Below are 22,147 nucleotides of genomic sequence, written 5' to 3'. Positions count from 1 at the left end.
CTTGAAAAAGAATGGAAAAAATGCCCGTTGTTTAGTACAATGGGCATTATTTTTTTATCTTAATTTCAAATGAAAATCGGGCGATAACTCATGACTTTTCAACAAATTATTCTCACTCTTCAAAACTACTGGGCGTCTCGTGGCTGCGTCGTGTTGCAGCCTTATGATATGGAAATGGGCGCAGGCACATTTCACACGGCGACCTTTTTGCGTGCCTTGACGCCTGAAAAATGGAACGCCGCGTATGTACAGCCATCTCGCCGTCCGACCGATGGACGCTATGGCGATAACCCGAACCGTCTGCAACATTATTATCAATTCCAAGTGGTGCTAAAGCCAAACCCTGCCAATATCCAAGAGCTGTATCTCGGCTCGCTAGAAGCGTTAGGGATTGATACCTTGACTCATGACATCCGCTTTGTGGAAGATAACTGGGAGAGTCCAACGCTTGGTGCATGGGGCTTGGGCTGGGAAGTGTGGCTAAACGGTATGGAAGTCACACAGTTTACTTATTTTCAGCAAGTTGGCGGTATCGAGTGCTTCCCTGTGACCGGCGAAATCACCTACGGGCTTGAGCGTCTTGCCATGTATATCCAAGGCGTCGATAGCGTCTATGATTTGGTCTGGACGGATGGTGAATTTGGCAAAGTGACTTATGGTGATGTGTTCCACCAAAACGAAGTGGAGCAGTCCACCTACAACTTTGAATACGCCAATGTAGATAAGCTGTTTGAATTATTTGATTTTTATGAAAGCGAGGCGGACAGATTAGTGGCGGTGAATTTGCCACTGCCTGCTTATGAGATGGTGCTAAAGGCAAGCCATACCTTTAACCTGCTTGACGCTCGTGGGGCGATTAGTGTGACCGAACGCCAACGCTTTATTCTAAGAGTGCGTACACTTGCCCGCAAAGTGGCGGTCAGCTATACCGAAGCCCGTGCCAAACTTGGCTTCCCATTGGCGGACGAAGCGCATAAAGCAGAAGCACTGGAGAAGTGGTTGCCGAAAGAGAGTGGTGAGTGATTTTTAAAGTTTTATAAAAGCAGGTTGATAAAATTATGAAAAAGTTTGCAATAAAGGTGTTATGCGGTTTGGGCATTCTGTTTAGTATGAACGCTCATTCGGCTTTTGATTATTGGCACATTAAAGAAAATAACCCTGATGAATATACTTACAATATTGCTACATCTGGACCCAATTTCTTTGAGATAACTATCAAATGTTATCCAAATAATACAGAGAAATCTACAATCATTACTTATAATGACGATATTAGGAAGTTTGATGGGCATCAACCATTAACAGGGGTAGAATATTCGTTTGTTCTTGATAATGTATCAGGCATACAAGTTGATGGTGAGTATTTAAAGATTAATATGAATGATACGACCAGCTTAAAGCCACATATCAATGGCTTGCATAATACAACTTTTCTGAGCAATATTGGTACAGCTGAAGTGTTTGTCGTTGCTAAAAATAATAAGATGTTAGCATTATTCACGCCTTCAAATGTCAAACCACCAAATATTGCCAAAAATTGTATTACTGCTAAATAAGATAAAGTTTTGATAGATAATTTATTGCAAGCAGTAAAGATTTAAGCAGGCAACCTATTTTACCCTATTAAATTTAGAGACCATACAATGAAAAATTTAATGTTAATTGCCTTGCTCGCCACTTTTTTAACCGCTTGTGGTATGGTTGGCAATAACGACAATAACGAGCGTGAAAACGACCGCACCGAACAGTCCGACCGCCAAGAGCATGAAAACGACAATGACAATGATCGTGACAGCGACCGTGACAATGATGACGACAATGAGCGTGATGGCAGTGGCAAGCGTGACAACGACCAAGATGGCGACCGTGACGATGGCGATCAAAAAGACGATTAAGGCTTGATAAAGCTAAATTATCAAGACGTAAACATGGAGTAATGATGAACAATCCCATAGAAATCTACCAAACCGCCACGGGTGATGCCAAGGTGGAAGTGCGTTTTGATAATGATACTGTTTGGCTGTCTTTACAGCAAATGGCAGATATTTTTGGGCGTGATAAGTCGGTGATTTCACGTCATTTAAAAAAGATATTTGACACAGAAGAGCTGGATCAGCTTTCAACTGTTGCAAAAAATGCAACAGTTCAAATTGAGGGCGAACGCACTGTTGAGCGTAATATTGATTATTATAACCTTGATGTCATTATCTCAGTCGGATATCGTGTAAATTCTAAGGCGGGCGTTGCTTTTCGCCGTTGGGCAACTGCTCGTTTAAAGGATTATTTACTTAAAGGTTATGCGATTAATCAAGAACGCCTTGCTAAAAATGCTCATGAGCTTGAGCAAGCGTTGGCATTAATCCAAAAAACTGCTCAATCGCCGAACTTAACCCTTGATGGTGGTCGTGGTTTGGTGGATATTGTCAGTCGTTATACGCAGACATTTTTGTGGCTACAGCAGTATGATGAAGGTTTGTTGTCCGACCCCAAAGGTGAGCTTGGTGGTGCTTTGCCAAGCTTGGATGAGGCACGGCAGGCATTGGCGGGACTTAAAGCGGATTTGGTGGCAAAGGGCGAAGCAACCGAACTGTTTGCCAAAGAGCGGGGCGATGGACTGTCTGCGATTTTGGGTAATTTGGAGCAAACGGTGTTTGGCGAGCCTGCTTATCCAAGCATTGAAGAAAAGGCGGCGCATTTATTGTATTTTGTGATTAAGAACCATCCTTTTGCTGATGGTAATAAACGCAGCGGCGCATTTTTATTTGTGGATTTTTTGCATAGAAATGGACGATTATTCATTGCAGAAAATACACCGATTATCAATGATACGGGTCTGACCGCTTTGGCACTGCTGATTGCAGAATCCAACCCTGACAACAAAGAAACGCTGATTAAATTGGTTGTGCATATGCTACAGCCACGATGACTTTTAAATAAATTAAGCGATTGAAATTAAGGTAAATTATGACCACAATCCTATTTGAACTTGGCACCGAAGAGCTGCCACCAAAAAACCTAAAGACCTTGCGTGATGCCTTGACGGACAATGTCAAAGCCGCCTTGGATAGCCAAAACATCACTTATCAAGCGATTAAGCCTTTTGCTGCACCACGCCGTCTAGCGCTACAAATCGTCGGCATCAGCGACAAACAGCCTGACCGCACCGAACAAAAACGCGGCCCTGCCGTCAAAGCAGCTTTTGATGCTGATGGCAATCTGACCAAAGCAGGTCTTGGCTTTGCAAGCGGACTTGGCATCACCAAAGATGACATCATCACCATCAGCACCGACAAGGGCGACTATATTGGCTATGAATTGATGGTGCAAGGCAAGCCAACCACCGAGCTTTTGCCTGCCATTTTCCAAAAAGCCCTAGATGATTTGCCGATTGCCAAGCGTATGCGTTCAGGAGCGAGCAAAGAAGAATTCGTCCGCCCTGTGCAGTGGGTGGTGTTGATGGCTGATAATGCGGTGATTGACGCCACTATCCAAGGGCATAAGGCGGGCAATCTGACCCGTGGACATCGTTTCCATGCGCCAGATTTTGTTGGGCTTAGCCATGCTGATGACTATGAATCTGTGCTACATAATGCCAAAGTCATCGCTGATTTTGATAAGCGTCAAGCATCTATCAAAGAACAAGTCGCCAAGCTGTCTGATGAAGTCGGCGCAGTTGCCATCGTACCTGATGAGCTACTTGATGAAGTCACGGCATTGGTGGATTTGCCGGTGGCATTGCGGGCAAGCTTTGAAGAGCGTTTCTTGGCAGTACCTCAAGAAGCCCTAATCAGCACCATGCAGGCGGATCAAAAGTATTTTTGCTTGACGGATACCAATGGTAAGTTACTGCCTTACTTTGTATTTATTAGTAATATTGAAAGTAAAGATCCAAGCCAAGTGATTTTTGGTAACGAAAAAGTCGTACGCCCACGCTTATCAGATGCTGAGTTTTTCTTTTTGCAAGACCAAAAACAGCCCCTATTTGCCTTAACCGAGAACCTAAAAAATCGCATTTTCCAAGACAAACTTGGCACGATTTGGGAAAAATCAGAGCGTATCGCAAGCTTGGCTGCGATGATTGCCACCCACATTGGTGCTGATTCTGAGTACGCCATCCGCGCCGCGCATTTGTCAAAATGCGACCTTGCCAGTACGCTGGTCGGTGAGTTCCCTGAGCTACAAGGCGTGGCGGGTACTTACTATGCTCGCCTAAATAACGAGCCATCGGCGGTGGCAGATGCCATTGAAGAGCAATATTTGCCAAAATTTGCCGGTGACAAACTGCCTGCCACCGACATCGGCACCGCCCTTGCTTTGGCGGATCGCATTGATACGCTCGTTGGGATTTTTGGGATTGGTGAGATTCCAACAGGGTCAAAAGACCCATTCAGCTTGCGCCGTGCATCGATTGGTGTACTGCGTATTTTGATCGAAAAACGCCTAAACTTAAGCCTTGGCGAGCTGATTCGTCAGGCATTGGCAGGCTACGGCGATAAGCTTAGCGATGCTGCCAAGACCTTTGATGAAGTGATGGACTTTATCAATGCCCGCTATCGTGCGATGTACAGTGAGCAAGGCGTGGCGGTCGATACCATCCAAGCGGTGCAAGCGATGGATATTGATGTGCCGATGGATTTTGATGATCGTATCCGTGCGGTCGAAGTGTTCCGCAGTCTGCCACAAGCGGGCACACTTGCGGAGAATAACAAGCGTGTCGCCAATATCCTAGCCAAAGCCGATGTCGCTGTCAGTGATGCGGTCGATGAATCGCTATTGGTCGAAACTGCCGAAAAATCACTGTTCGATGCGGTAAAATCTGCCCAAACGGCGGTTGCGCCACTACAGGCTGCCGCTGATTATCAAGCGATTTTGACGACTTTGGCAAGCCTGTCAGAGCCTTTGACGGCGTTCTTTGATGGCGTGATGGTCAATAGTGATGATGCCAAGCTCAAAAACAACCGTCTAGCACTGCTACAACAGGTGCGTAATCTGTTTATGCAAGTGGCGGATATTAGCTTATTGCAAGGTTAATTGCCCTAATGCAAAAACACCATCGGCTCAAGCTGATGGTGTTTTTTTGTTTGGTATATCAAGCACTTACAACTGCTTAGTCCCAAAAATCTTATCGCCTGCATCACCCAAACCCGGAATGATATAGCCGTCTTCATTGAGATGGCTGTCTAGGGCGGCGGTGTAGATTTTGACATCAGGGTGCGCTTCATTGACCGCACGCACGCCTTCGGGGGCGGCGACGAGCACTAGGGCTTTGATGTTGGTGCAGCCGTGTTTTTTGAGCATATCGATGGTGGCGACCATACTACCGCCTGTGGCTAGCATCGGATCTAGGATGAGCGCAGGGCGACGGTCGATATCATTGACAAATTTCTCAAAAAACGGCACTGGCTCAAGCGTCTCTTCGTCACGCTGTAGCCCCACGACCGAGATTTTGGCGGTTGGCAATAGGTCTAGCACGCCATCAAGCATCCCAAGCCCTGCACGCAGGATAGGAACGACGGTGACGGTCTTGCCTTTGATTTGTTCGCCTGTGATTTCACCGCACCAGCCTTGCATGGTGAAGGTTTCGATTTCAAAATCACGGCTAGCTTCATACGCCATCAGGCGACCTAGCTCATTGGTTAGGGTGCGAAATTTATAGGTGCTACTGTCTTTTTCACGCATCAGCGATAGCTTGTGTCGCACGAGTGGGTGATCGATAACTTGAATATTCAGCTCGGTGGTCATAAAATGCCTTAATTATCGTATTATTAAAATTATATAAATAAATCGCTCGGATTTATGGCGTCATGATAGCAATTTTTGGCAAAAATTGCATCAGTTTACCGATAATTTTCTCTCAATAATCATACAAACTCATCGCCACCACGCTTGGGCAGGGAGCGGACAGTTGCCATGCGGTCAAGGTTGCATCATCAATCTCATCACTGATGGGCAAAAACACCGTGCTACCTGTGCCACTCATGCGGGCGGTGGCTTTGGCATCTGTCTCTAGCGTACGCAGATACTCCAGTGCCGTGCGTGTTGCAGGCGAGCTATCAAGGGCAATCGGCTCAAACACATTGCCAAACTCAGCCGTCAGCACCTTACCATAGTCATCATAGCGTGTGTCAATGTCGGCGAGCACAGGGCAGTTTTTTTGAAGTGATGGATGACCAAAATACTGCGCCGTAGATAGATGGTCAGGTGGCAAAAGTAGCAAATAGCGTGCCGATGGCAGATGTAGTGTGTTCAGCTGCTCGCCAATCCCCATTGCTAGCGCATCGGCTTGATGAGCATGGCTAAAGATAAAAAACGGCACATCTGCCCCAAGCTTTGTCCCATAAGCAATCAGCGTATCCGTATCTAGCCCAAGTTGCCATAGCGTATTGACGGCAAGTAGTGTCGTGGCAGCATTACTTGAGCCGCCACCTAGCCCTGCACCGGTGGGGATTTTTTTGTCCAGATGGATGGCGATGGGGCGTGCCTTGTCCGCATGGTGCTTGGCAAGTAGCTGTACGGCTTTGACAATCAGATTATCATTGATATCATCGGTCAAGGTGTCCGCACCAGTCAGTGCCACAAGTGGTGATGTGGTATCGTCAATGAGTGAAAAACTCATCCAATCGCCAAAATCAATGGCGCGAAACACGCTTTGCAACTCATGATAGCCATCTTGACGCTTGGCGGTGATGTGCAAAAATAGATTGAGTTTGGCGGGGGAAAATAGCTCAAGCATCCAAATTTACCTGTCAGTCTGCTTATTGATGAGTGATGGTCATCACCACACGATGTCCGTCCGTATGGGTGATGCGTAGGCGATTTGGCTGTGCGCCTTTGTATTCAAAATTGGCTGTCCATGCGCCATTGACCGCTGTCGCTAGGCGGTTTTGGGCGTCATAAGTCTGGGTGCTGTCGCTAGGCGCACTGCGTCCGACAATCCAATAAGGCAGCTGTGAAATCGGCGCTTGCCAACCGGTCGCACTCAGTAGCAATTCTTCGGGGCTGTCTGCGCTGATGAGTCCCGTGCGTTCGCTGTTTAGAGTGGCGGTGCGTCCATCGTAGCGAATTTCGGTTGCGCCGATACCGAGTGCGCCGGTCAAATCGATGCTAAAGCGGTCATCTTCTTGCGCCCAAGCATAAAAGGCACTACCGCCTTGTGCGCCTGCGTCTGTCTGTGTGGTGATGCCAATTTTGCCGGTGGTGCTAAAGCGGATAGGCGCATCGGCGGTTGGCAGGGTGCTTGGGTTGGTTGGTTTGACCGCTTGAGTGCTGGCACAAGCAGAGAGCAGTAGTGCGGATGCGCAGATGGCAATTAGGCTGATTTTTTTCATAAAAAAATCCTTGAATATTATCAATAAAATGCGTGAAATTTTTAAAATACTTAATAGATTTGGCTGTCGGCGGTGCTGTTTTGACCCACGCCAAAACGAGTTTGCATATCGGCAAGCAGGGCATTGACCGATGCCATATCGCCTAGCCCTTGATAAGCACGCAACAAGGTGATGCCGACATTGAGCGTTGGCGAGACATCATAAGGGGCTTGTAGATAGTCGATGACCGCTTGATAATCGCCTTTTGTCAAGGCGTGATTGCCAAGCACGAGTAAGGCATCAAGCTGTAGCTGGCTGTCATAAGCTGGGTCATCAAAGCTGATGTTGCTGATTTGGCGGGCGGTGTTGAGCGCTTCGCTGTCGTCAGGGTTTTGGCTTAGGCGGAATTTGGCGTCGACAAGCTGATATTCTGGATTAAAATCATCAATCTCAAGCAGTTTGTCAATCGCTTGGCGTTTGTCTTCGGGTTCAAGCTCATCTTCAAGCAGTTTGTAGCTTGCGTACAGTAGCCTGTCATCATCGGGATATTCACGATTGGCAAGGGTTAATAGGTCTTTGGCGTGTGCCTTATCGCCTTGACGCAGATAAATCTCGGCTTGTAGGATGTAGCTGTCGGTGGCATAGCTTTCAAAATCATCACGCAGGCGAGTCAGTGTGCTGATGGCGGCATCGGTGTTGTTTTCCATCAGATAATAGCCGACGACTTTGGTGCGGGCATCAAGTATATGCTCGTAGTGATTGACCTTTTCATAATGCTGTCGCGCGTGGGCGATGTCACCGAGTCGCTCATAGCCGATGCCCATATAGTAGTGAGCTTGACTTGCCAAATTCGGGTTGTTTAGTAGTGTCTGTAACACGGCGATGGCATCGGCATTACGCCCGCTATCAAGACCCACCAGACCCGCTAGGAGCGTGACATCAGGGTTATTGGTCTGCTTGGTGGCAAGGGTCAATAAATTCCATGCGCTGGTTAATTCGCCTTTTTCGATGAGATAGCGAATTTCGTATAGGTACAGATCTTTTTCTTTGGGTAGTTTTTTGCGGACTTGATGTAGATAAGTCCACAGCTCATCCATGCGATTGGCTGCACGCAAGATATCTAGCTTTAGGGTGATGAACGCCAAGTTATTCGGCTCAAGCTTGAGCGCTTGATTGACATGAAGTCGAGCCGCATCAAGCTCACCAAGCCCCATCAAGATACCTGCTCGTAGCACCGAGATGGATGCGTTATTTTCGCCAAGATTTTGTAGTGCGTACAACAGCGCACGCTTGTCATCGGGATTGGTGGGGATGACGCCGGTCAAAATCTGCCCAAGATCCGAGCGGGGATCATAGTGCAAGATGGTCGAAATCATGCTAGCAGCTTGGCTGTATTCACCTGCTTTGAGCGCCAAATGCGTCACATAAAACCACGCAGGAATATGCTCAGGGTTCTTATCCTGCCAAGCGGTGGCAAAGGCAAGCGACTCAGCAGGCGACTCAAACTCAATTGATAAGCTCAGTGCACGCTCAAAGACGCTTGTGGCGTTATTTTTGAAAGATTCTGCCTTATAAATGGTCAAGGCTTTGCCAATCTCACCCCGATCGGCGGCAAATTCTGCATCGAGCAGGGCATATAAATCAGGCGTATCAAGCATAGGCTCAATATCCCCTGCAATCAAGGTATCATCGAGCAGTACCGCAGGTAAATCAAGCGCATCATCTTGGATATTGCCCTGCAAGGTATCGCTATTGGCAGTGCCATTGGTTGTGGCATCGGCATTGTCACTGATATCTGAACTGACATCGATACTATTTAGTGTATCTGTTGGCGTATCTATTGGTGTATCTGCATGGCTGTGATTGACATCGCTATTGCCATCACCATTACCATCGCTATTACCATCCGTAGGACTCTTTGTCTCTGTGGCAGTTTGGGTGGGTGTATCGCTGTTGGTGCTTTGGGCGGATTTATAAAAAGGTAATAAGATTTTTAATAAAGGGTCAAACACATTGGCGTTGGCAGCAGGGCTAACAATGAGTGCGCCAATGCCGATAGTCGTGATAGCGATGGTCAAAGGTCGCTTGATAAATGACTTGGGCGAGCTTGTGTGCAGAATTTTTGGTGATGATGACTGCTCATGCGCACGGCTTGTGGCATGATGGCGAGCAAATAAGCGTGTGTGCCAAAATTTTTTCATCATCGCTCAATTATCAAAATCAATCAGCTTATTATAAAAGGATTTTGGATAAGTGCAAATAAAACTGTCAAAATCTGCACCCAAATGCACAAAAATCGCACGCTTGGGCGAAACCTGTGTAAGAATTGACCAAAATCCATCAGTAAAACTTGTAATTTGTTAGGCAGATAGCAATAAAACTGATATAATACATCGTTTATTTTCTTAACCACTGATTTTCATCTGCATGGGTTGCCTATGAAACTTGCCGTCATTGGCGTCAATCACAAGACCGCACCTGTTTCGCTACGGGAAAAGCTGTCGTTTGGCTCAGACATGGGGCAGGCGATTGGCGAGTTGTCGCAGTTGGTCAAGGGTTGTACCATCGTTTCTACTTGCAACCGCAGTGAGCTGTATTTTGGTATCGAAGAAGATGCCGATACTGCTGATGTGGCTGATGGCGAAGATGTGCCGTTGTCAGCAGGGATGCAGGCGGTCAGTCAGTGGCTTGCCAAGTTCAAAAATATCTCATACGACGAGATTGCCCCTTATTTATATACCTACGAAAATTCTCGAGCGTTGAACCATTGGCTGCGTGTCGCAGCTGGGCTTGACTCAATGATTTTGGGCGAGCCACAGATTCTTGGGCAGATTCGCCAAGCGGTGGCGATTTCTCGTGAGCATGGCGGGGTGGATAGTGAGTTTGGTTGGCTGACTCAGCAGGTGTTCGCCGCAGCTCGTACGGTTCGCCGTGATACCAAAGTCGGTGCGCAGGCGGTGACTTTGGGCTTTGCCACAGCCAAGCTTGCGACGCAGATTTTTGATGACCCAAGTAAGCTGACCTTGTTGGTGGTGGCAGCAGGCGAGATGAATCGCTTGGTTGCGCATAATGTCGCAGCACTTGGCTTGCACAAAATCATCATCGCCAATCGCAGTGCCGAGCGAGCGCAGAATCTAGCTGATGAGCTGACACAGATGATGCGTGATAGCGGTCGTGCGACGCAGATTGAGATGGTGGGGCTAGATAGATTGGGCGAAGTGCTATCGCAGGCGGACATCGTCAGTAGCTGTAGCGGTAGTATGCAGGCGCTCATCGATGTGGCGATGGTCAAATCCGCACTCAAACAGCGTCGCCATCAGCCGATGCTATTGGTGGATTTGGCAGTACCACGAGATATTGAGCCTGCGGTAGGTCAGCTTGACGACATCTATCTGTATTCGGTCGATGACCTACAGCATGTTATCGCAGGTAATATCGCCGAACGCAAACAAGCCGCCGTCGAAGCCGAACTGCTCGTCGGGCAACTGGTCGCTGATATCGAAGCGCAAATGCAAGTGCAAATCGCTCGTGGTCGCATCAAAGACTACAGACAGATGGCAGATGCACACAAGCAGCGTCTATTATCCAAGGCATTGGCGCGTATCGATGATGGTGATGAAGCCAAAGCAGTGCTTGAGCATCTTGCTCATGAGCTGAGTCAGACACTCATGCATAGCCCATCACGGCTGATGCGTCATATCGCCAAGACCGCCGATGTGCAGACGCTTGAGATGGTGTCGGATGCACTGATTCATAGTTATCGAGATAAGCAGGTATAACGCCTGCTTTTTTGTTGCTTATCATTTCTCAACTAAATAACCAGTATTTGACTTGTCGGTCGCTTGATTTTTTGGCGTGCGCTTGGTACAGTGTGGGTATCGGATTTTGATAAGGATTGACACTACTGATTGATAAAACGGTAGTGGCAGTCCAATTTAACAAGACAAGGAGTACACCATGCCTGCATTACGACACGACATCGACCCTGATGGACTTTTGGAATATTCGGTGGTCTATACTGACCGTGCACTCAATCATATGTCAGCACAGTTTCGAGCAGTGATGACTGATTTATCTAGCGAGCTAAAGGCGCTGTATCATGCCGATGCTGTCGCCATCGTGCCGGGCTCTGGCACATCAGGCATGGAAGCGGTGGTGCGTGCTTTGGCAGCGGACAAGGACTGCGTGGTGGTGCGTAATGGATGGTTTAGCTATCGCTGGACACAGATTTTGGATGCCACAAAGGTTGCCAAATCCGTAGAAGTATTCAAGGCAAGCCAGTCGGATAGTGACGGCGTGGTGCAGTTCGCCCCTGCGGACATTGAGATGGTGACGGCATATATCCGTGAGCATCGCCCGCAGGTGGTCTTTGCACCCCATGTCGAGACCGCATCTGGCATGATGCTGTCTGATGACTATATCCGCGCGCTGGCTGATGCGGTGCATGAAGTCGGCGGTCTGCTTGCCATCGACTGTATCGCATCGGGCTGTATTTGGCTTGATATGCAGGCGCTCGGTATCGATGTGCTACTGTCTGCACCCCAAAAAGGCCTATCAAGCACCCCATGCGCAGGGCTTGTCATGCTCTCAGACATTGCCAAAGAAGCCGTGCTTGCCAGTACGCCATCAAGCTTTGCACTGGATTTAAAGGCATGGCTAAATATCATGCTAGCTTATGAAAATGGCGGTCATGCCTATCATGCGACCATGCCAACCGATGGACTCAAGCAGCTGCGTGATGCACTCTTTGAAGCCCGTGACATCGGCTATGATACCCTAAAAACTGCCCAAATCAAGCTCGGCACACAAATCCTAGCTGTGCTAAACGCCAAAGGCATCCAAAGCGTCGCCGCACCATCTGCCCAAGCCTATGGTGTCGTCGTCTGCCATGCGCCAAGTGATGCGGTGCATAAGGGCGCAGCCTTTGCCGAAGTGGGCGTCCAAATCGCCGCCGGCACACCGCTACAGGTCGATGAGCCGAGTGATTATAAGTCATTTCGCATTGGGCTGTTTGGGCTTGATAAGCTCATCGATGTCGATGGCACGACCGAGCGATTTGCCCGTGCTGCCGAGCAAGTGTTTGGCTGATAATGATGTGAGCGATGATAAAAAGGACGGCGATGGCTGTCCTTTTTTTGCTGTGTGAATTGAGCGTAGGGCAGTTGTTTGTATTTGACAAAAATTACATCCATGCGTAACCGCTTGTTAAATATTGTAAATGGATAATTAAATCGATTGTAAATGCCAAGCGATGGCGTATAATGATGCTAAGCATGAGTTCATGCGATTTTTAATCGTCTTTTTAAGGAATGCGCCATGACAACTTGGTTTGAATTGAGCAAAAGCTCAGACGGACAATTTCATTTTTCACTAAAATCAGACACAGGCACTTTGCTAAAAAGCGAAGCCTACGCTGCCAAAGCATCAGCGCTAAACGGTATCGAGTCAGTCAAGAAAAACTCAACCGAAGATGGTCGCTATGAACGCAAAGAAGCCAAAAACGGCAAGCCGATGTTCAACCTAAAAGCATCAAACGGTCAAGTCATCGGCACAAGCCCAATGTTTGCTGATACTACTGCATCAGAAGCGGCGATTGAGCTTGTCAAGCAAACCGCAGGCGCGGCCGAGACTCGTGAAATCACAAGCGAAGCATAATTGGGCAAATCGCCACAAAATGACAAGTTTGCCTTGAAAAATCAACGGGCTAGGTGTATGCTTAGCCTGTTTTTTGTGTTTTTTAAGGATAAAAAATGAGCCTAAATCAAGCTGCTTATGAGCAAAATTTATCAGTCATCAAAGACTTTGCGCCCCAAAGTCTATGGCAATGGTTCGCCCGTATCTGTGCCACCCCGCACCCAAGCTACCACGAAGAAGCGCTTGCCAATGACATCGTGGCATGGGCGACATCTCGTGGCATGACAGCCTATCGTGATGGCGTGGGCAATGTGATTATCAAAAAAAGCGCCAGTGACGGCATGGAAGATTATCCCGTCGTCGCCCTGCAAGCACACCTAGATATGGTGCCCCAAGCCAATGCTGATACGGTGCATGACTTTGCCACCGACCCAATTGCTCTGCGTATCCATCCTGATGATGGCGAGTGGCTGATGGCGACAGGCACGACGCTTGGTGCGGATAATGGTATCGGCATGGCAAGCTGTCTTGCGGTATTAGACAGTGATGACATTGCCCATCCACCGCTTGAAGTGCTATTGACCATGACCGAAGAGACGGGGATGGTGGGCGTGTTTGGGCTACAGCCACAGACCTTGTCCGCCCAGATGATGATTAATACCGACACCGAAGAGATTGGCGAAGTGTATATCGGCTGTGCGGGTGGTATTGATGCGGATATGAGCCTACAGGTGGATTGGCAGGCGTCACAGTTTGATACGGCGTTTGATTTGACCATCAAGGGCTTGCGTGGTGGACATTCAGGGATTGATATTCATAAAAATCGTGGCAATGCCATCAAGATTATGGCACGCATTTTGGCAGATGTGCAGGCACGCTTTGTCGATAGCTTTGCCATCAGTGCCATCACAGGTGGCACGCTTAGAAACGCCATTCCCCGTGAAGCATCGGTGAGTATCGCCTGCCACACCGCTGACAAAGATAGCATCTTGACCATCATCCGCCAAAGCATCGATACCATCACCCATGAGATTTGCCAAGTCGAACCCAAATTCACCACCATCATCGGCGAGAGCAATGCCCCAAGCCAAGTGCTTGATGCAACAAGCACTGCCAAAGCGATTCATCTGATGAATACCCTGCCAAGCGGTGTGGTGCGATATAGCGATGTCGTGGCTGATACGGTTGAGACTTCATTGTCATTTGGCAAGGTGGTGCTGACGACTGATACACTTGACTGCACGCTACTGATTCGCTCATTGATTGAGTCGGGCAAGGCGGCAGTATGTCAGACGCTCTCAAGTATTGCCACGCTTGCTGGTGCTGATGTGAAGTTCGACGGTGATTATGTCGGCTGGACACCGGATACCGAGTCTGCCATCACAGCGACCACCATGCGACTATATACTGATATTCTGGGGCGCGCGCCACAGATTAAGGTCATCCATGCAGGGCTTGAGTGTGGATTGATTAAGACCAGCCATCCTGCGCTTGACATCGTCTCTATCGGCCCAACCATCAAAAATGCCCATTCACCCGATGAGATGGTACATATCCCGTCGGTGGCGACCTATTGGCAGCTATTGACACAGATTTTGGCAAATGTGCCAAAGGCATAAAACGACAAATCGCTTAGCAATAACCGCTCAAATTGCCGATTTGGGCGGTTTGTCTTAGGTGTAAAAAAACCGTCTGAAATTATCCAAACGGCTTGTGATGTATTAAGATAGGATTACAAATTATCCTTCATAAACTGCACCATCTTATCCCAGCTTGCCTTGGCGGCGTCGGCATGATAGCCCAAATCCACGCCGTTTTCACGAGCGCGGTCATCAGCGTGCGGATTGCTAAAGCCGTGCTTAGCACCTTCATAGACATCAATCTCGTGGCTGACTTTGGCAGCGGTCAGCTCATCACGCAGTCCATCGATGGCAGCCATCGACACCATGCTGTCGGCAGCGCCGTGGGCGACGAGCACTTTGGCGGTGAATTTGCCTTCGACGGCAGGCGTGATGGGCGTAGGATTGCCGTGGAAAGTGGCGACGGCTTTGAGCGGTATGCCTAGGCGTGCCATATCCAGTGCGATTTTACCACCAAAACAAAAGCCGGCAATGCCAATGCGTGCGCCATCGACCTGTGGCAATGCCGCCACCGCATCAAAAATCACTCGACAGCGGTTCATCAGCTCATCTGAGTTTTCAAGCATCTGCGTCATCCATGCGTTGGCTTGGTGCGCATCGGTGGTCATTTTACCATCGCCATAGATGTCCATCACCACCGCCACAAAGCCTGCTTTTGCCAAGCGTTCGGCGACGGTCTTTGGATGCTCGACCACGCCCCACCATTCAGGGGCGACAAGCACGGCAGGGGATGTGCTATTGGTTGGCGTGTCGATGGGCATAGCGACATAGCTGTGTAGTGGCGTGCCATCTGGTGCGGTGGCGGTTAGGGTGTTTGTGCTGATTGTCATGATGTATGTCCTTAAATAAACCAAAATTCACGGATGTGTAGGGATAACTTAACAAGGGATTTTAGCCAAGTCAAGCGGTTTTTTTGGGTGGATTTGGGGTACAATATTCAACCACAGACACCACAATAGACACTTTGATGGCTACCAATGATTATGATGACAGACAATCAACTTCGCCCACGATTTTGGGAAACTTATCCGCTGGATGAACTGAGCAATGACGAATGGGAAGCGCTGTGCGATGGCTGTGGCGTGTGCTGTTTGGTGAAGTTTTTGGACGATGACGATGTCCGCTACACCGAATACACCGATGTGGCGTGTCAGCTACTTGACTGCACAACGGGGCATTGCTCGGACTATGCCCACCGCCAACGCACCGTGCCTGACTGTATCCGCCTGACTGCGGCGGATTTGCCAGATATGCTGTGGCTACCCCGTCACTGCGCCTACAAGCGTCTATATTTGGGGCAACAGCTACCGCCTTGGCATAAGCTACTCCACGACGGTATCAACCACAAAGCAGGCTTTGCCAAAGTATCATCAGCAGGTCGCTGTGTCAGTGAAGTGGGTATGAGTGATGAAGCCATCGAAGAGCGTATCATCCGCTGGGTAAAGCTCTAAAGATAGGTTTGTATCGTGGCTTGGCGGACGATGAGCGGTACAATTGTACGCAAAATTATCCAAAATCCGCAAAAAGCCACTTGAATAATCTGCATCAATACGCTAAATTAAAAGCGAAAATTTCAATAACACGAGGTTAAATTATACCGCTGATGTCTGATGACAATTCGAGTAGTTGGTCAATGCGAGGGCTTAAGCGTTGGTTATCCACCGCGCCTGAGACCCGAGATGATTTGCTAAAATTGGTGCAGGAGTCGCGCCAGTTTCTAGAGCCTGATACGGTCGATATGCTAGAGGGCGTGCTGGATTTGCCTGCCACACAGGTGCGTGAGATTATGACGCCACGCCCACAGGTGCACGCTGTGGCGAGTGATGATGATTTATCCGACATCCTATCGGTGGTGCTTGAGACGGAGCATTCTCGCTATCCGGTGTTTGATAGCCATGATGATAATGCGGTGCTTGGGATTTTGCTGGTCAAAGATTTGATTCCACTTCTCAAAAACAAAGCCGATGGCATTGATACGCCACTTCGTATCTCGGATATCGTGCGTAAGCCTTTGTACATCAGTGAGACGGCTCGTTCAGATACGCTGCTGCGTTCACTACAAAAAGCCCAAGTGCATATGGCGGTCGTCGTCGATGAGTTTGGCTCGGTGTCGGGCGTGGTGACGATGGAAGATTTGCTCGAAGAGATTGTCGGCGACATCGTCGATGAGCATGATGACATCGATGAAGATAGCGATATTAATAATATCGTCCCACATCCCGATAAGGCGGGCGTGTGGCTTGTGCAGGCATCGACGTTGATTAGCGACTGCAACGAAATCTTGGGCAGTCATTTTGATGATGCTGATGTCGATACGATGGGCGGGCTTGTCATGCAGGCGCTTGGCTTTGTCAGCCATCTAGAAGGCGAAACCGTGCTGATTGATGATTGGCAAATCACCATCGTCGATGTCGAAGGGCGATTTATCCACCTGCTTGAGCTGACTTTGGTAGCGCAGGCGGAAGCCGAAGAATAAGTGATGTTGTATTGTCATAAAAAACGCCGAAACTGCATGGTTTTGGCGTTTTTTTGTCTTAACAGAAATTTGAAGTGGTAATTGCGTTATTGGTCAGCTTTCATCATCGGGGTAAAATCAGACCATTGTTCTACTCGAAAGGCACGAATATCTCGAACCGATAGGCTAAACCACGGTAGATTTTTGAGTGCTTGGATTGCCAAGAATAGATTTGCCATATCTTCGCTTTGGTTGGTGTATAGACTGCCTTGGATTCGCTCAAAGCCAAATTTCTTGAGTGTGCTAGCAATATCTGCATACACCTGTGCAACGCCTTTTGGGTGATGATTTGCGGTATCAGACACAATCAAATCAAACGAAATAGCAAACATCTAAACGACCTTTTCACTACTAAGAATATCAGAAAGCTTGCAACTTTCTAAGGTGTCAGACTCAAGAATGCGAATCTGCACCCATTGATTATAATCATCCACATTATCAAGGGTTTCTAAGACTTCAAAGGCGACACCATATTGACCAAATTGGCGATATTCCCCTTTGGTGATGAGTGGTGCGGTTTGATTAACTGATGATTGCATAATTCCCCCGAAGTTATTTGGGTGTTGATTTAGTATAGCATATTTTATCGGATACAGATAAAGAAGGTGAAAAATCGCATTATTATGCATCAATATTCGCTAATTTTTTCAAAATCTGCTACACTTAAGCGTTTATTCCAAGTGATGTTAATTAGTCGAGAGTTCTCATGAGTACAGCGACCGCAAGTACACCCAAACTAATCCGCAACCGCAAACAATCCACCCAAGCCAAAAGCCTGCCGATGGCACTTGCTATGCCGATTGCACTGCTGGCAGGGGCGATATTTAGCTTATCGCTTGCGCCGTATTATCTGTATCCTATCGCCATCATCTCGCCGATGGTGCTGTATGTGCTACTACTTGGCGCAAAAAACCCAAGACAAGCATTTTGGCTGGGTGAAGCCTATGGCTTTGGCACTTGGGCGGTGGGGGCGTTTTGGCTGTTTACATCCATCCATCAATACGGCGGTATCCCTGCGTGGCTTGGCTATGTGATGATTGGGCTGATGGCGCTGATTATGGGGCTGTTTCATGCGGTGATGGCATGGGCTTTTGTGCGATTTACAGCACGCCAGCCATTGGCTTTTGCAGGTCTATGGGTGGTGCAAGAGTGGCTTAAGACTTGGTTTTTGACTGGTTTTCCGTGGCTGTTTGTCGGTTATGCCTTTACCGAAGTGACATGGCTCAATGGCATTGCGCCGATGGTGGGTGTATTTGGGCTGTCGTTTTTGGCGGTGCTGTTTGGGGCGGCGACCATTGAGCTGTTCCGAGCTCGTGGGGGCTATATGCTCATCAGTGCGGTGCTGACGGGTATTGCGGTGCTATTGAGCCTTGCTAATATCCACTGGACGACACCGACGGGCAAATCAAGCAGTGTATCGCTCGTGCAGGGTAACATCCCCCAAGATATGAAATGGCTTGCCGAGTACCAAATGCAGACACTTGGCATCTATGCAGGGCTGTCGCAGTCAGAGTGGGGGCGTGATATCGTCATCTGGCCAGAAGCTGCCATTCCAATCCTTCAAGATGACGCATGGCCATTCATCGCCGAAGTGGCAAATCATGCTTATGAATCAAAGAGTGCTTGGGTGACGGGCGTGCCTTATCGTGAAATCCATCAAGATGGCGCAGGTATGGATTTGTACAACAGCGTGATGGCGTTTGACGGTACGCAAGCAGGCGTGTACAAAAAACAACGCCTTGTGCCATTTGGCGAGTACATTCCGTTTGGTGGTCTGCTTGATATTTTGCCAAATCTGGCCGGTATGCAAAACGCTCAAGGCTTTAGCCGTGGCACTGATACGCAGTCGCCACTGATTGCCAATGGTGAGAAAATGGGCTTGGCGATTTGTTATGAAGTCGCTTATCCTGATACCACTCGCCGTAATGCCATCGATACCGACTTTTTATTGACCGTGTCCAATGATGCATGGTTTGGCACATCAGCAGGTCCGATGCAGCACTTGCAGATGGTGCAGATGCGTAGTCTTGAGACGGGTCGCTACTTTGTGCGTGCCACCAATAATGGCGTGACAGCGATTATCAATGAAAAAGGTCAGGTGATTGCAAGCCTACCGCAATTTGAGCAAGCGGTATTGCGTGGTGATGTGCCGAGCATGACAGGCAAGACGCCATTTATGATACTTGGTCATTATCCAGTGCTAATTATCAGTATCTTATTGATTTTATTAAGCATCTTGGCAAATCGCATGAATAATACCAGTGCCAAAAAAGAAAAATACTATACCGCCAAAGGTGTCGCTGACCGCTGAATGTGATGAATAATTCCTTAAATATTAAAAGGAATTGTACAAAAAGCGATAATTTGGTATATAATAGAGAAAATTTATTTCTTGTTTATCACAAAATTAATTTCCAACCCATTTTAGGCAGGTGACTTATGGCACATGATGCTTCACAAAATAACCCAGTAAAAGAATCAGTTACGGCACTCGCAGGCATCGTGCTATTGCTAGTGATTATTGGCGGTATTGCTGTATCAGCATGGCTACGCCCAGCAGGCGAGCATCAGCCAGCCGAGACAGCAGCGACCGAGCAAGCAGCCGCAGAACAAGCACCAGCAGACGCTGCAGCACAGCCTGCTGACACAGCTGCACCTGCAGATGCGACCGCTCAAGCAGAAGCACCTGCTGACGCCGCTGCACAACCTGCGACCGATGCTGCAGCACAGCCTGCAGACGCTAAAGCAGAAGAAGCCAAGCCAGCAGAAACAGCGACCGAAGCTAAGCCTGAAGCGGCCGCTGAAGCCCAACCTGCTGACGCTAAGCCAGCTGAAGCAACTGCAGAAGCTAAGCCTGCAACCGAAAGCAAATAATCCCAAGCGGATATTTCAAAACCCTTGTTTCTACAAGGGTTTTTTGTTGGATTAATCAGCTTTTATGATAAGCCTATCAACAGCCCATGATTTTAAAGCGGTCAGGCTTATGATAAAATGCACAGGATTTGGGCAGGCTTGCCTGTGTTTGGATAACTTATTTTAGATAATTTATTTAGATAGATTATTTTGGATAACTTTTGGTTAATTTAGGATGGTATTATGACTGATTCGGTTCAAGTGCGTCGTGAACGCCTACAACAAGCTCGCACATTGATGGCAGAACATGGCGTGGATGCGCTGATTATCCCATCGGCTGACCCACATATGTCGGAGTATTTGCCGGTGTATTGGCAGGGTCGTGCATGGCTGTCGGGCTTTACAGGTTCGGTGGGTACGCTGGTCATCACTGCGGATTTTGCTGGGGTGTGGACGGATAACCGCTACTGGGTGCAAGCGCCGATTCAGCTAGATGGCACAGGCATTGAACTACAAAAAATGCAAATCGGTCGCCCGACTTTTTCGACCTTTTTGGCGGATAAGCTACCAAGTGGCGCAAAAGTCGCCATCGATGGCAATGTCTTGTCAGTCAATGAATCAGACACCCTAAAGACAGCCTTTAGCGATAAGGGTATTGAGCTTGTGACCACCCTTGATTTGCTTGCCAAGATTTGGGCAGATCGTCCAAGCTTGCCGACCGATGCCATCTATGAGCATCCTGCCGAGTTTGTCGATACCAGTGCTGCTGATAAGCTTGCCAAAGTCCGCAGTGCCATGAGCGAAAAAGGCGCAAACGCTCATCTAATCAGTAGCCTAGATGACATCGCATGGCTTGTGAATCTGCGTGGCAGTGATGTGGTGTTCAACCCTGTATTTTTGGCGCATTTGCTGATTACCGATACGACAGCGACTTTATTCGTGGATCAAAGCAAGCTTAACGACAGCATCAAGGCAAGTCTCACCGCCGCAGGCATCGCTACAGCAGATTATACCGCCATCATTGATGCCATCGCCGATGTGCGTGGCACGCTACTGATTGACCCTGCTCGTGTCTCGGTTGGCACACTCTCAAAGCTACCTGCCGATACCGCCATCGTGCGCGCGATGAACCCAAGCACCTTGCTCAAAGCCATCAAATCGGATGCCGACATCGAGCATATCCGTGAAGCGATGCGTCAAGACGGTGCGGCGTTGTGCGAGTTTTTCTCAGAGTTTGAAACCAAGCTTGCCAATGGCGAAAAGCTGACCGAGCTTGATGTCGATCGTATGCTCAACGAAGCTCGTAGCCGTCAGCCACATCATATTTCACCAAGCTTTGGCACGATTGCAGGCTACAAGGGTAATGGGGCGATTGTCCATTATTCAGCCACCGAAGACAACTACAGCACCATCGAAGGCAATGGCCTGCTACTGATTGACTCAGGTGCACAGTATTATAACGGCACGACCGACATCACTCGTATGGCAAGCTGTGGCACAGTCAGCGATGACGAGAAGCGTGATGTGACTTATGTATTAAAGGCGCACATTGGGCTAGCGCAAGCGCATTTCCCAGAAGGGCTGCCATCAGGTCAAATCGATGTGCTGGCTCGTATCCACCTATGGCAACAGGGTCTGGACTATGGTCATGGCACAGGTCATGGCGTGGGTTACTTTATGAATGTCCACGAAGGCCCGCAGGTCATCTCGGTACACGCACCAGCGACACCTGAGCGTGTGCTCAAGCGTGGTATGATTACCACCAATGAACCGGGGCTATATCGTGAAGGCAAATGGGGTATCCGCCTAGAAAACTGCGTCGTACATATCCCTGCTTATGAGACTGAGTTCGGCACTTTCTTGAAGTTTGATGATTTGACCCTGTGTCCGTTTGACACTCGTCTGATTTTGCCAGAGCTTTTGACTGCAGAAGAAAAAGCATGGCTCAACAGCTACCATCAGCGTGTCCATGATGAGCTGATTGACCGTGTGTCAGGCGATGCCAAAGCATGGCTGATTGAACGCACCAAAGCGGTGTGATTGTTGGGTTGATTTAATAAAAAATCCGTTTATAGTATTGATTATAAACGGATTTTTTTATCTTAATAAATGGGCTAAAATTGAGCTATGTGCTTGACAAACTCTTTAAAATCGCCCCAACTTTATCCAAACATTCTTGATATTCATCATCCATCTGC

21 protein-coding genes are annotated in these 22,147 nt (G+C 48.3%); 14 read left to right on the top strand and 7 right to left on the bottom strand.

The features are described 5' to 3' along the window. Positions 1-90 precede the first annotated feature (90 nt). The 5 genes from glyQ (at position 91) to glyS (ending at position 5,031) form a co-directional block, all read left to right on the top strand. Positions 91-1,023 (top strand): glycine--tRNA ligase subunit alpha, encoded by a 933-nt coding sequence (gene glyQ, locus Q0N89_RS08405; RefSeq protein ID WP_294035341.1) that lies wholly within the window; start codon positions 91-93, stop codon positions 1,021-1,023. A 35-nt stretch (positions 1,024-1,058) separates the two neighbouring features. Continuing rightward, a complete protein-coding gene (locus Q0N89_RS08400) occupies positions 1,059-1,556 on the top strand; it encodes a hypothetical protein (protein WP_294035339.1) in 498 nt (165 codons plus the stop codon). A gap of 87 nt (positions 1,557-1,643) precedes the next feature. Continuing rightward, on the top strand, positions 1,644-1,895 hold the full coding sequence (locus Q0N89_RS08395) for a hypothetical protein (protein ID WP_294035337.1): 252 nt from the start codon (positions 1,644-1,646) through the stop codon (positions 1,893-1,895). A gap of 44 nt (positions 1,896-1,939) precedes the next feature. Further along, a complete protein-coding gene (gene rhuM, locus Q0N89_RS08390) occupies positions 1,940-2,926 on the top strand; it encodes a virulence protein RhuM/Fic/DOC family protein (RefSeq protein ID WP_294035335.1) in 987 nt (328 codons plus the stop codon). Positions 2,927-2,964: 38 nt separating this feature from the next. Further along, entirely contained in the window at positions 2,965-5,031 is a 2,067-nt protein-coding gene (gene glyS / locus Q0N89_RS08385) for a glycine--tRNA ligase subunit beta (RefSeq protein WP_294035333.1), read from the top strand. A gap of 66 nt (positions 5,032-5,097) precedes the next feature. On the opposite strand, the gene upp is transcribed toward glyS, so the two are convergent. From upp to Q0N89_RS08365, 4 genes are all read right to left on the bottom strand, one after another. Next, the gene (gene upp / locus Q0N89_RS08380; protein WP_294035345.1) at positions 5,098-5,730 is read right to left on the bottom strand and encodes a uracil phosphoribosyltransferase; all 633 of its coding nucleotides are present in this window, start codon (positions 5,728-5,730) and stop codon (positions 5,098-5,100) included. Positions 5,731-5,854: 124 nt separating this feature from the next. Next, on the bottom strand, positions 5,855-6,733 hold the full coding sequence (gene ispE, locus Q0N89_RS08375) for a 4-(cytidine 5'-diphospho)-2-C-methyl-D-erythritol kinase (RefSeq protein WP_294035331.1): 879 nt from the start codon (positions 6,731-6,733) through the stop codon (positions 5,855-5,857). A gap of 22 nt (positions 6,734-6,755) precedes the next feature. Beyond that, on the bottom strand, positions 6,756-7,328 hold the full coding sequence (locus Q0N89_RS08370) for an outer membrane lipoprotein LolB (protein ID WP_294035329.1): 573 nt from the start codon (positions 7,326-7,328) through the stop codon (positions 6,756-6,758). 50 nt (positions 7,329-7,378) lie between these two features. After that, entirely contained in the window at positions 7,379-9,508 is a 2,130-nt protein-coding gene (locus Q0N89_RS08365; protein ID WP_294035326.1) for a tetratricopeptide repeat protein, read from the bottom strand. A gap of 237 nt (positions 9,509-9,745) precedes the next feature. On the opposite strand from Q0N89_RS08365, the gene hemA reads away from it, so the two are divergent. The 4 genes from hemA (at position 9,746) to Q0N89_RS08345 (ending at position 14,560) form a co-directional block, all read left to right on the top strand. Further along, positions 9,746-11,086: a glutamyl-tRNA reductase gene (hemA, locus tag Q0N89_RS08360; protein ID WP_294035324.1), complete on the top strand. Its 1,341-nt coding sequence runs from the start codon at positions 9,746-9,748 to the stop codon at positions 11,084-11,086. 178 nt (positions 11,087-11,264) lie between these two features. Next, positions 11,265-12,395 carry an aminotransferase class V-fold PLP-dependent enzyme gene (locus tag Q0N89_RS08355; RefSeq protein ID WP_294035322.1) on the top strand — a complete coding sequence of 377 codons (1,131 nt, stop codon included), beginning with the start codon at positions 11,265-11,267 and terminating at the stop codon, positions 12,393-12,395. Between the two features lie 228 nt (positions 12,396-12,623). Then, positions 12,624-12,962, top strand: coding sequence for a YegP family protein (locus tag Q0N89_RS08350; RefSeq protein ID WP_078253996.1), 339 nt, complete (start codon positions 12,624-12,626; stop codon positions 12,960-12,962). 95 nt (positions 12,963-13,057) lie between these two features. Next, complete coding sequence (locus Q0N89_RS08345) at positions 13,058-14,560, top strand: aminoacyl-histidine dipeptidase (RefSeq protein WP_294035319.1); 1,503 nt, start codon at positions 13,058-13,060, stop codon at positions 14,558-14,560. Positions 14,561-14,673: 113 nt separating this feature from the next. On the opposite strand, the gene Q0N89_RS08340 is transcribed toward Q0N89_RS08345, so the two are convergent. Next, positions 14,674-15,411: a dienelactone hydrolase family protein gene (locus Q0N89_RS08340; protein WP_294035317.1), complete on the bottom strand. Its 738-nt coding sequence runs from the start codon at positions 15,409-15,411 to the stop codon at positions 14,674-14,676. 153 nt (positions 15,412-15,564) lie between these two features. On the opposite strand from Q0N89_RS08340, the gene Q0N89_RS08335 reads away from it, so the two are divergent. Together Q0N89_RS08335 and Q0N89_RS08330 are read left to right on the top strand one after the other, a co-directional pair. Next, on the top strand, positions 15,565-16,032 hold the full coding sequence (locus Q0N89_RS08335; protein WP_294035315.1) for a YcgN family cysteine cluster protein: 468 nt from the start codon (positions 15,565-15,567) through the stop codon (positions 16,030-16,032). Positions 16,033-16,184: 152 nt separating this feature from the next. Further along, entirely contained in the window at positions 16,185-17,057 is an 873-nt protein-coding gene (locus Q0N89_RS08330; protein ID WP_294035313.1) for a CBS domain-containing protein, read from the top strand. 86 nt (positions 17,058-17,143) lie between these two features. On the opposite strand, the gene Q0N89_RS08325 is transcribed toward Q0N89_RS08330, so the two are convergent. Next, complete coding sequence (locus Q0N89_RS08325; RefSeq protein WP_294035311.1) at positions 17,144-17,428, bottom strand: virulence factor; 285 nt, start codon at positions 17,426-17,428, stop codon at positions 17,144-17,146. Next, positions 17,429-17,635, bottom strand: coding sequence for a DUF5397 family protein (locus Q0N89_RS08320; protein WP_294035309.1), 207 nt, complete (start codon positions 17,633-17,635; stop codon positions 17,429-17,431). Between the two features lie 242 nt (positions 17,636-17,877). On the opposite strand from Q0N89_RS08320, the gene lnt reads away from it, so the two are divergent. The 3 genes from lnt (at position 17,878) to Q0N89_RS08305 (ending at position 21,989) form a co-directional block, all read left to right on the top strand. Then, on the top strand, positions 17,878-19,407 hold the full coding sequence (gene lnt / locus Q0N89_RS08315; RefSeq protein WP_294035343.1) for an apolipoprotein N-acyltransferase: 1,530 nt from the start codon (positions 17,878-17,880) through the stop codon (positions 19,405-19,407). Between the two features lie 128 nt (positions 19,408-19,535). After that, positions 19,536-19,970: a hypothetical protein gene (locus Q0N89_RS08310; RefSeq protein ID WP_294035307.1), complete on the top strand. Its 435-nt coding sequence runs from the start codon at positions 19,536-19,538 to the stop codon at positions 19,968-19,970. Positions 19,971-20,192: 222 nt separating this feature from the next. After that, entirely contained in the window at positions 20,193-21,989 is a 1,797-nt protein-coding gene (locus tag Q0N89_RS08305) for an aminopeptidase P family protein (RefSeq protein WP_294035305.1), read from the top strand. Positions 21,990-22,147: the final 158 nt, after the last annotated feature.

The organism is uncultured Moraxella sp., from assembly GCF_945873075.1.
In the GTDB taxonomy this organism is placed as follows: domain Bacteria; phylum Pseudomonadota; class Gammaproteobacteria; order Pseudomonadales; family Moraxellaceae; genus Moraxella.
Note: the sequence above shows the minus strand (reverse complement) of the source record. Positions and strands in the feature narration are given on the sequence as shown.

What these genes read in the sequence shown, in the direction of transcription:
- Q0N89_RS08395 (WP_294035337.1), top strand. Translation starts at nt 1,644, where the DNA reads ATGAAAAATTTAATGTTAATTGCCTTGCTCGCCACTTTTTTAACCGCT.
- Q0N89_RS08330 (WP_294035313.1), top strand. Translation starts at nt 16,185, where the DNA reads ATGTCTGATGACAATTCGAGTAGTTGGTCAATGCGAGGGCTTAAGCGT.
- Q0N89_RS08325 (WP_294035311.1), bottom strand. Translation starts at nt 17,428, where the DNA reads ATGTTTGCTATTTCGTTTGATTTGATTGTGTCTGATACCGCAAATCAT.
- Q0N89_RS08345 (WP_294035319.1), top strand. Translation starts at nt 13,058, where the DNA reads ATGAGCCTAAATCAAGCTGCTTATGAGCAAAATTTATCAGTCATCAAA.
- Q0N89_RS08305 (WP_294035305.1), top strand. Translation starts at nt 20,193, where the DNA reads ATGACTGATTCGGTTCAAGTGCGTCGTGAACGCCTACAACAAGCTCGC.
- Q0N89_RS08320 (WP_294035309.1), bottom strand. Translation starts at nt 17,635, where the DNA reads ATGCAATCATCAGTTAATCAAACCGCACCACTCATCACCAAAGGGGAA.
- rhuM (WP_294035335.1), top strand. Translation starts at nt 1,940, where the DNA reads ATGAACAATCCCATAGAAATCTACCAAACCGCCACGGGTGATGCCAAG.
- glyS (WP_294035333.1), top strand. Translation starts at nt 2,965, where the DNA reads ATGACCACAATCCTATTTGAACTTGGCACCGAAGAGCTGCCACCAAAA.
- Q0N89_RS08400 (WP_294035339.1), top strand. Translation starts at nt 1,059, where the DNA reads ATGAAAAAGTTTGCAATAAAGGTGTTATGCGGTTTGGGCATTCTGTTT.
- lnt (WP_294035343.1), top strand. Translation starts at nt 17,878, where the DNA reads ATGGCACTTGCTATGCCGATTGCACTGCTGGCAGGGGCGATATTTAGC.
- Q0N89_RS08310 (WP_294035307.1), top strand. Translation starts at nt 19,536, where the DNA reads ATGGCACATGATGCTTCACAAAATAACCCAGTAAAAGAATCAGTTACG.
- ispE (WP_294035331.1), bottom strand. Translation starts at nt 6,733, where the DNA reads ATGCTTGAGCTATTTTCCCCCGCCAAACTCAATCTATTTTTGCACATC.
- Q0N89_RS08335 (WP_294035315.1), top strand. Translation starts at nt 15,565, where the DNA reads ATGATGACAGACAATCAACTTCGCCCACGATTTTGGGAAACTTATCCG.
- Q0N89_RS08350 (WP_078253996.1), top strand. Translation starts at nt 12,624, where the DNA reads ATGACAACTTGGTTTGAATTGAGCAAAAGCTCAGACGGACAATTTCAT.
- glyQ (WP_294035341.1), top strand. Translation starts at nt 91, where the DNA reads ATGACTTTTCAACAAATTATTCTCACTCTTCAAAACTACTGGGCGTCT.
- Q0N89_RS08365 (WP_294035326.1), bottom strand. Translation starts at nt 9,508, where the DNA reads ATGAAAAAATTTTGGCACACACGCTTATTTGCTCGCCATCATGCCACA.
- Q0N89_RS08370 (WP_294035329.1), bottom strand. Translation starts at nt 7,328, where the DNA reads ATGAAAAAAATCAGCCTAATTGCCATCTGCGCATCCGCACTACTGCTC.
- Q0N89_RS08340 (WP_294035317.1), bottom strand. Translation starts at nt 15,411, where the DNA reads ATGACAATCAGCACAAACACCCTAACCGCCACCGCACCAGATGGCACG.
- hemA (WP_294035324.1), top strand. Translation starts at nt 9,746, where the DNA reads ATGAAACTTGCCGTCATTGGCGTCAATCACAAGACCGCACCTGTTTCG.
- Q0N89_RS08355 (WP_294035322.1), top strand. Translation starts at nt 11,265, where the DNA reads ATGCCTGCATTACGACACGACATCGACCCTGATGGACTTTTGGAATAT.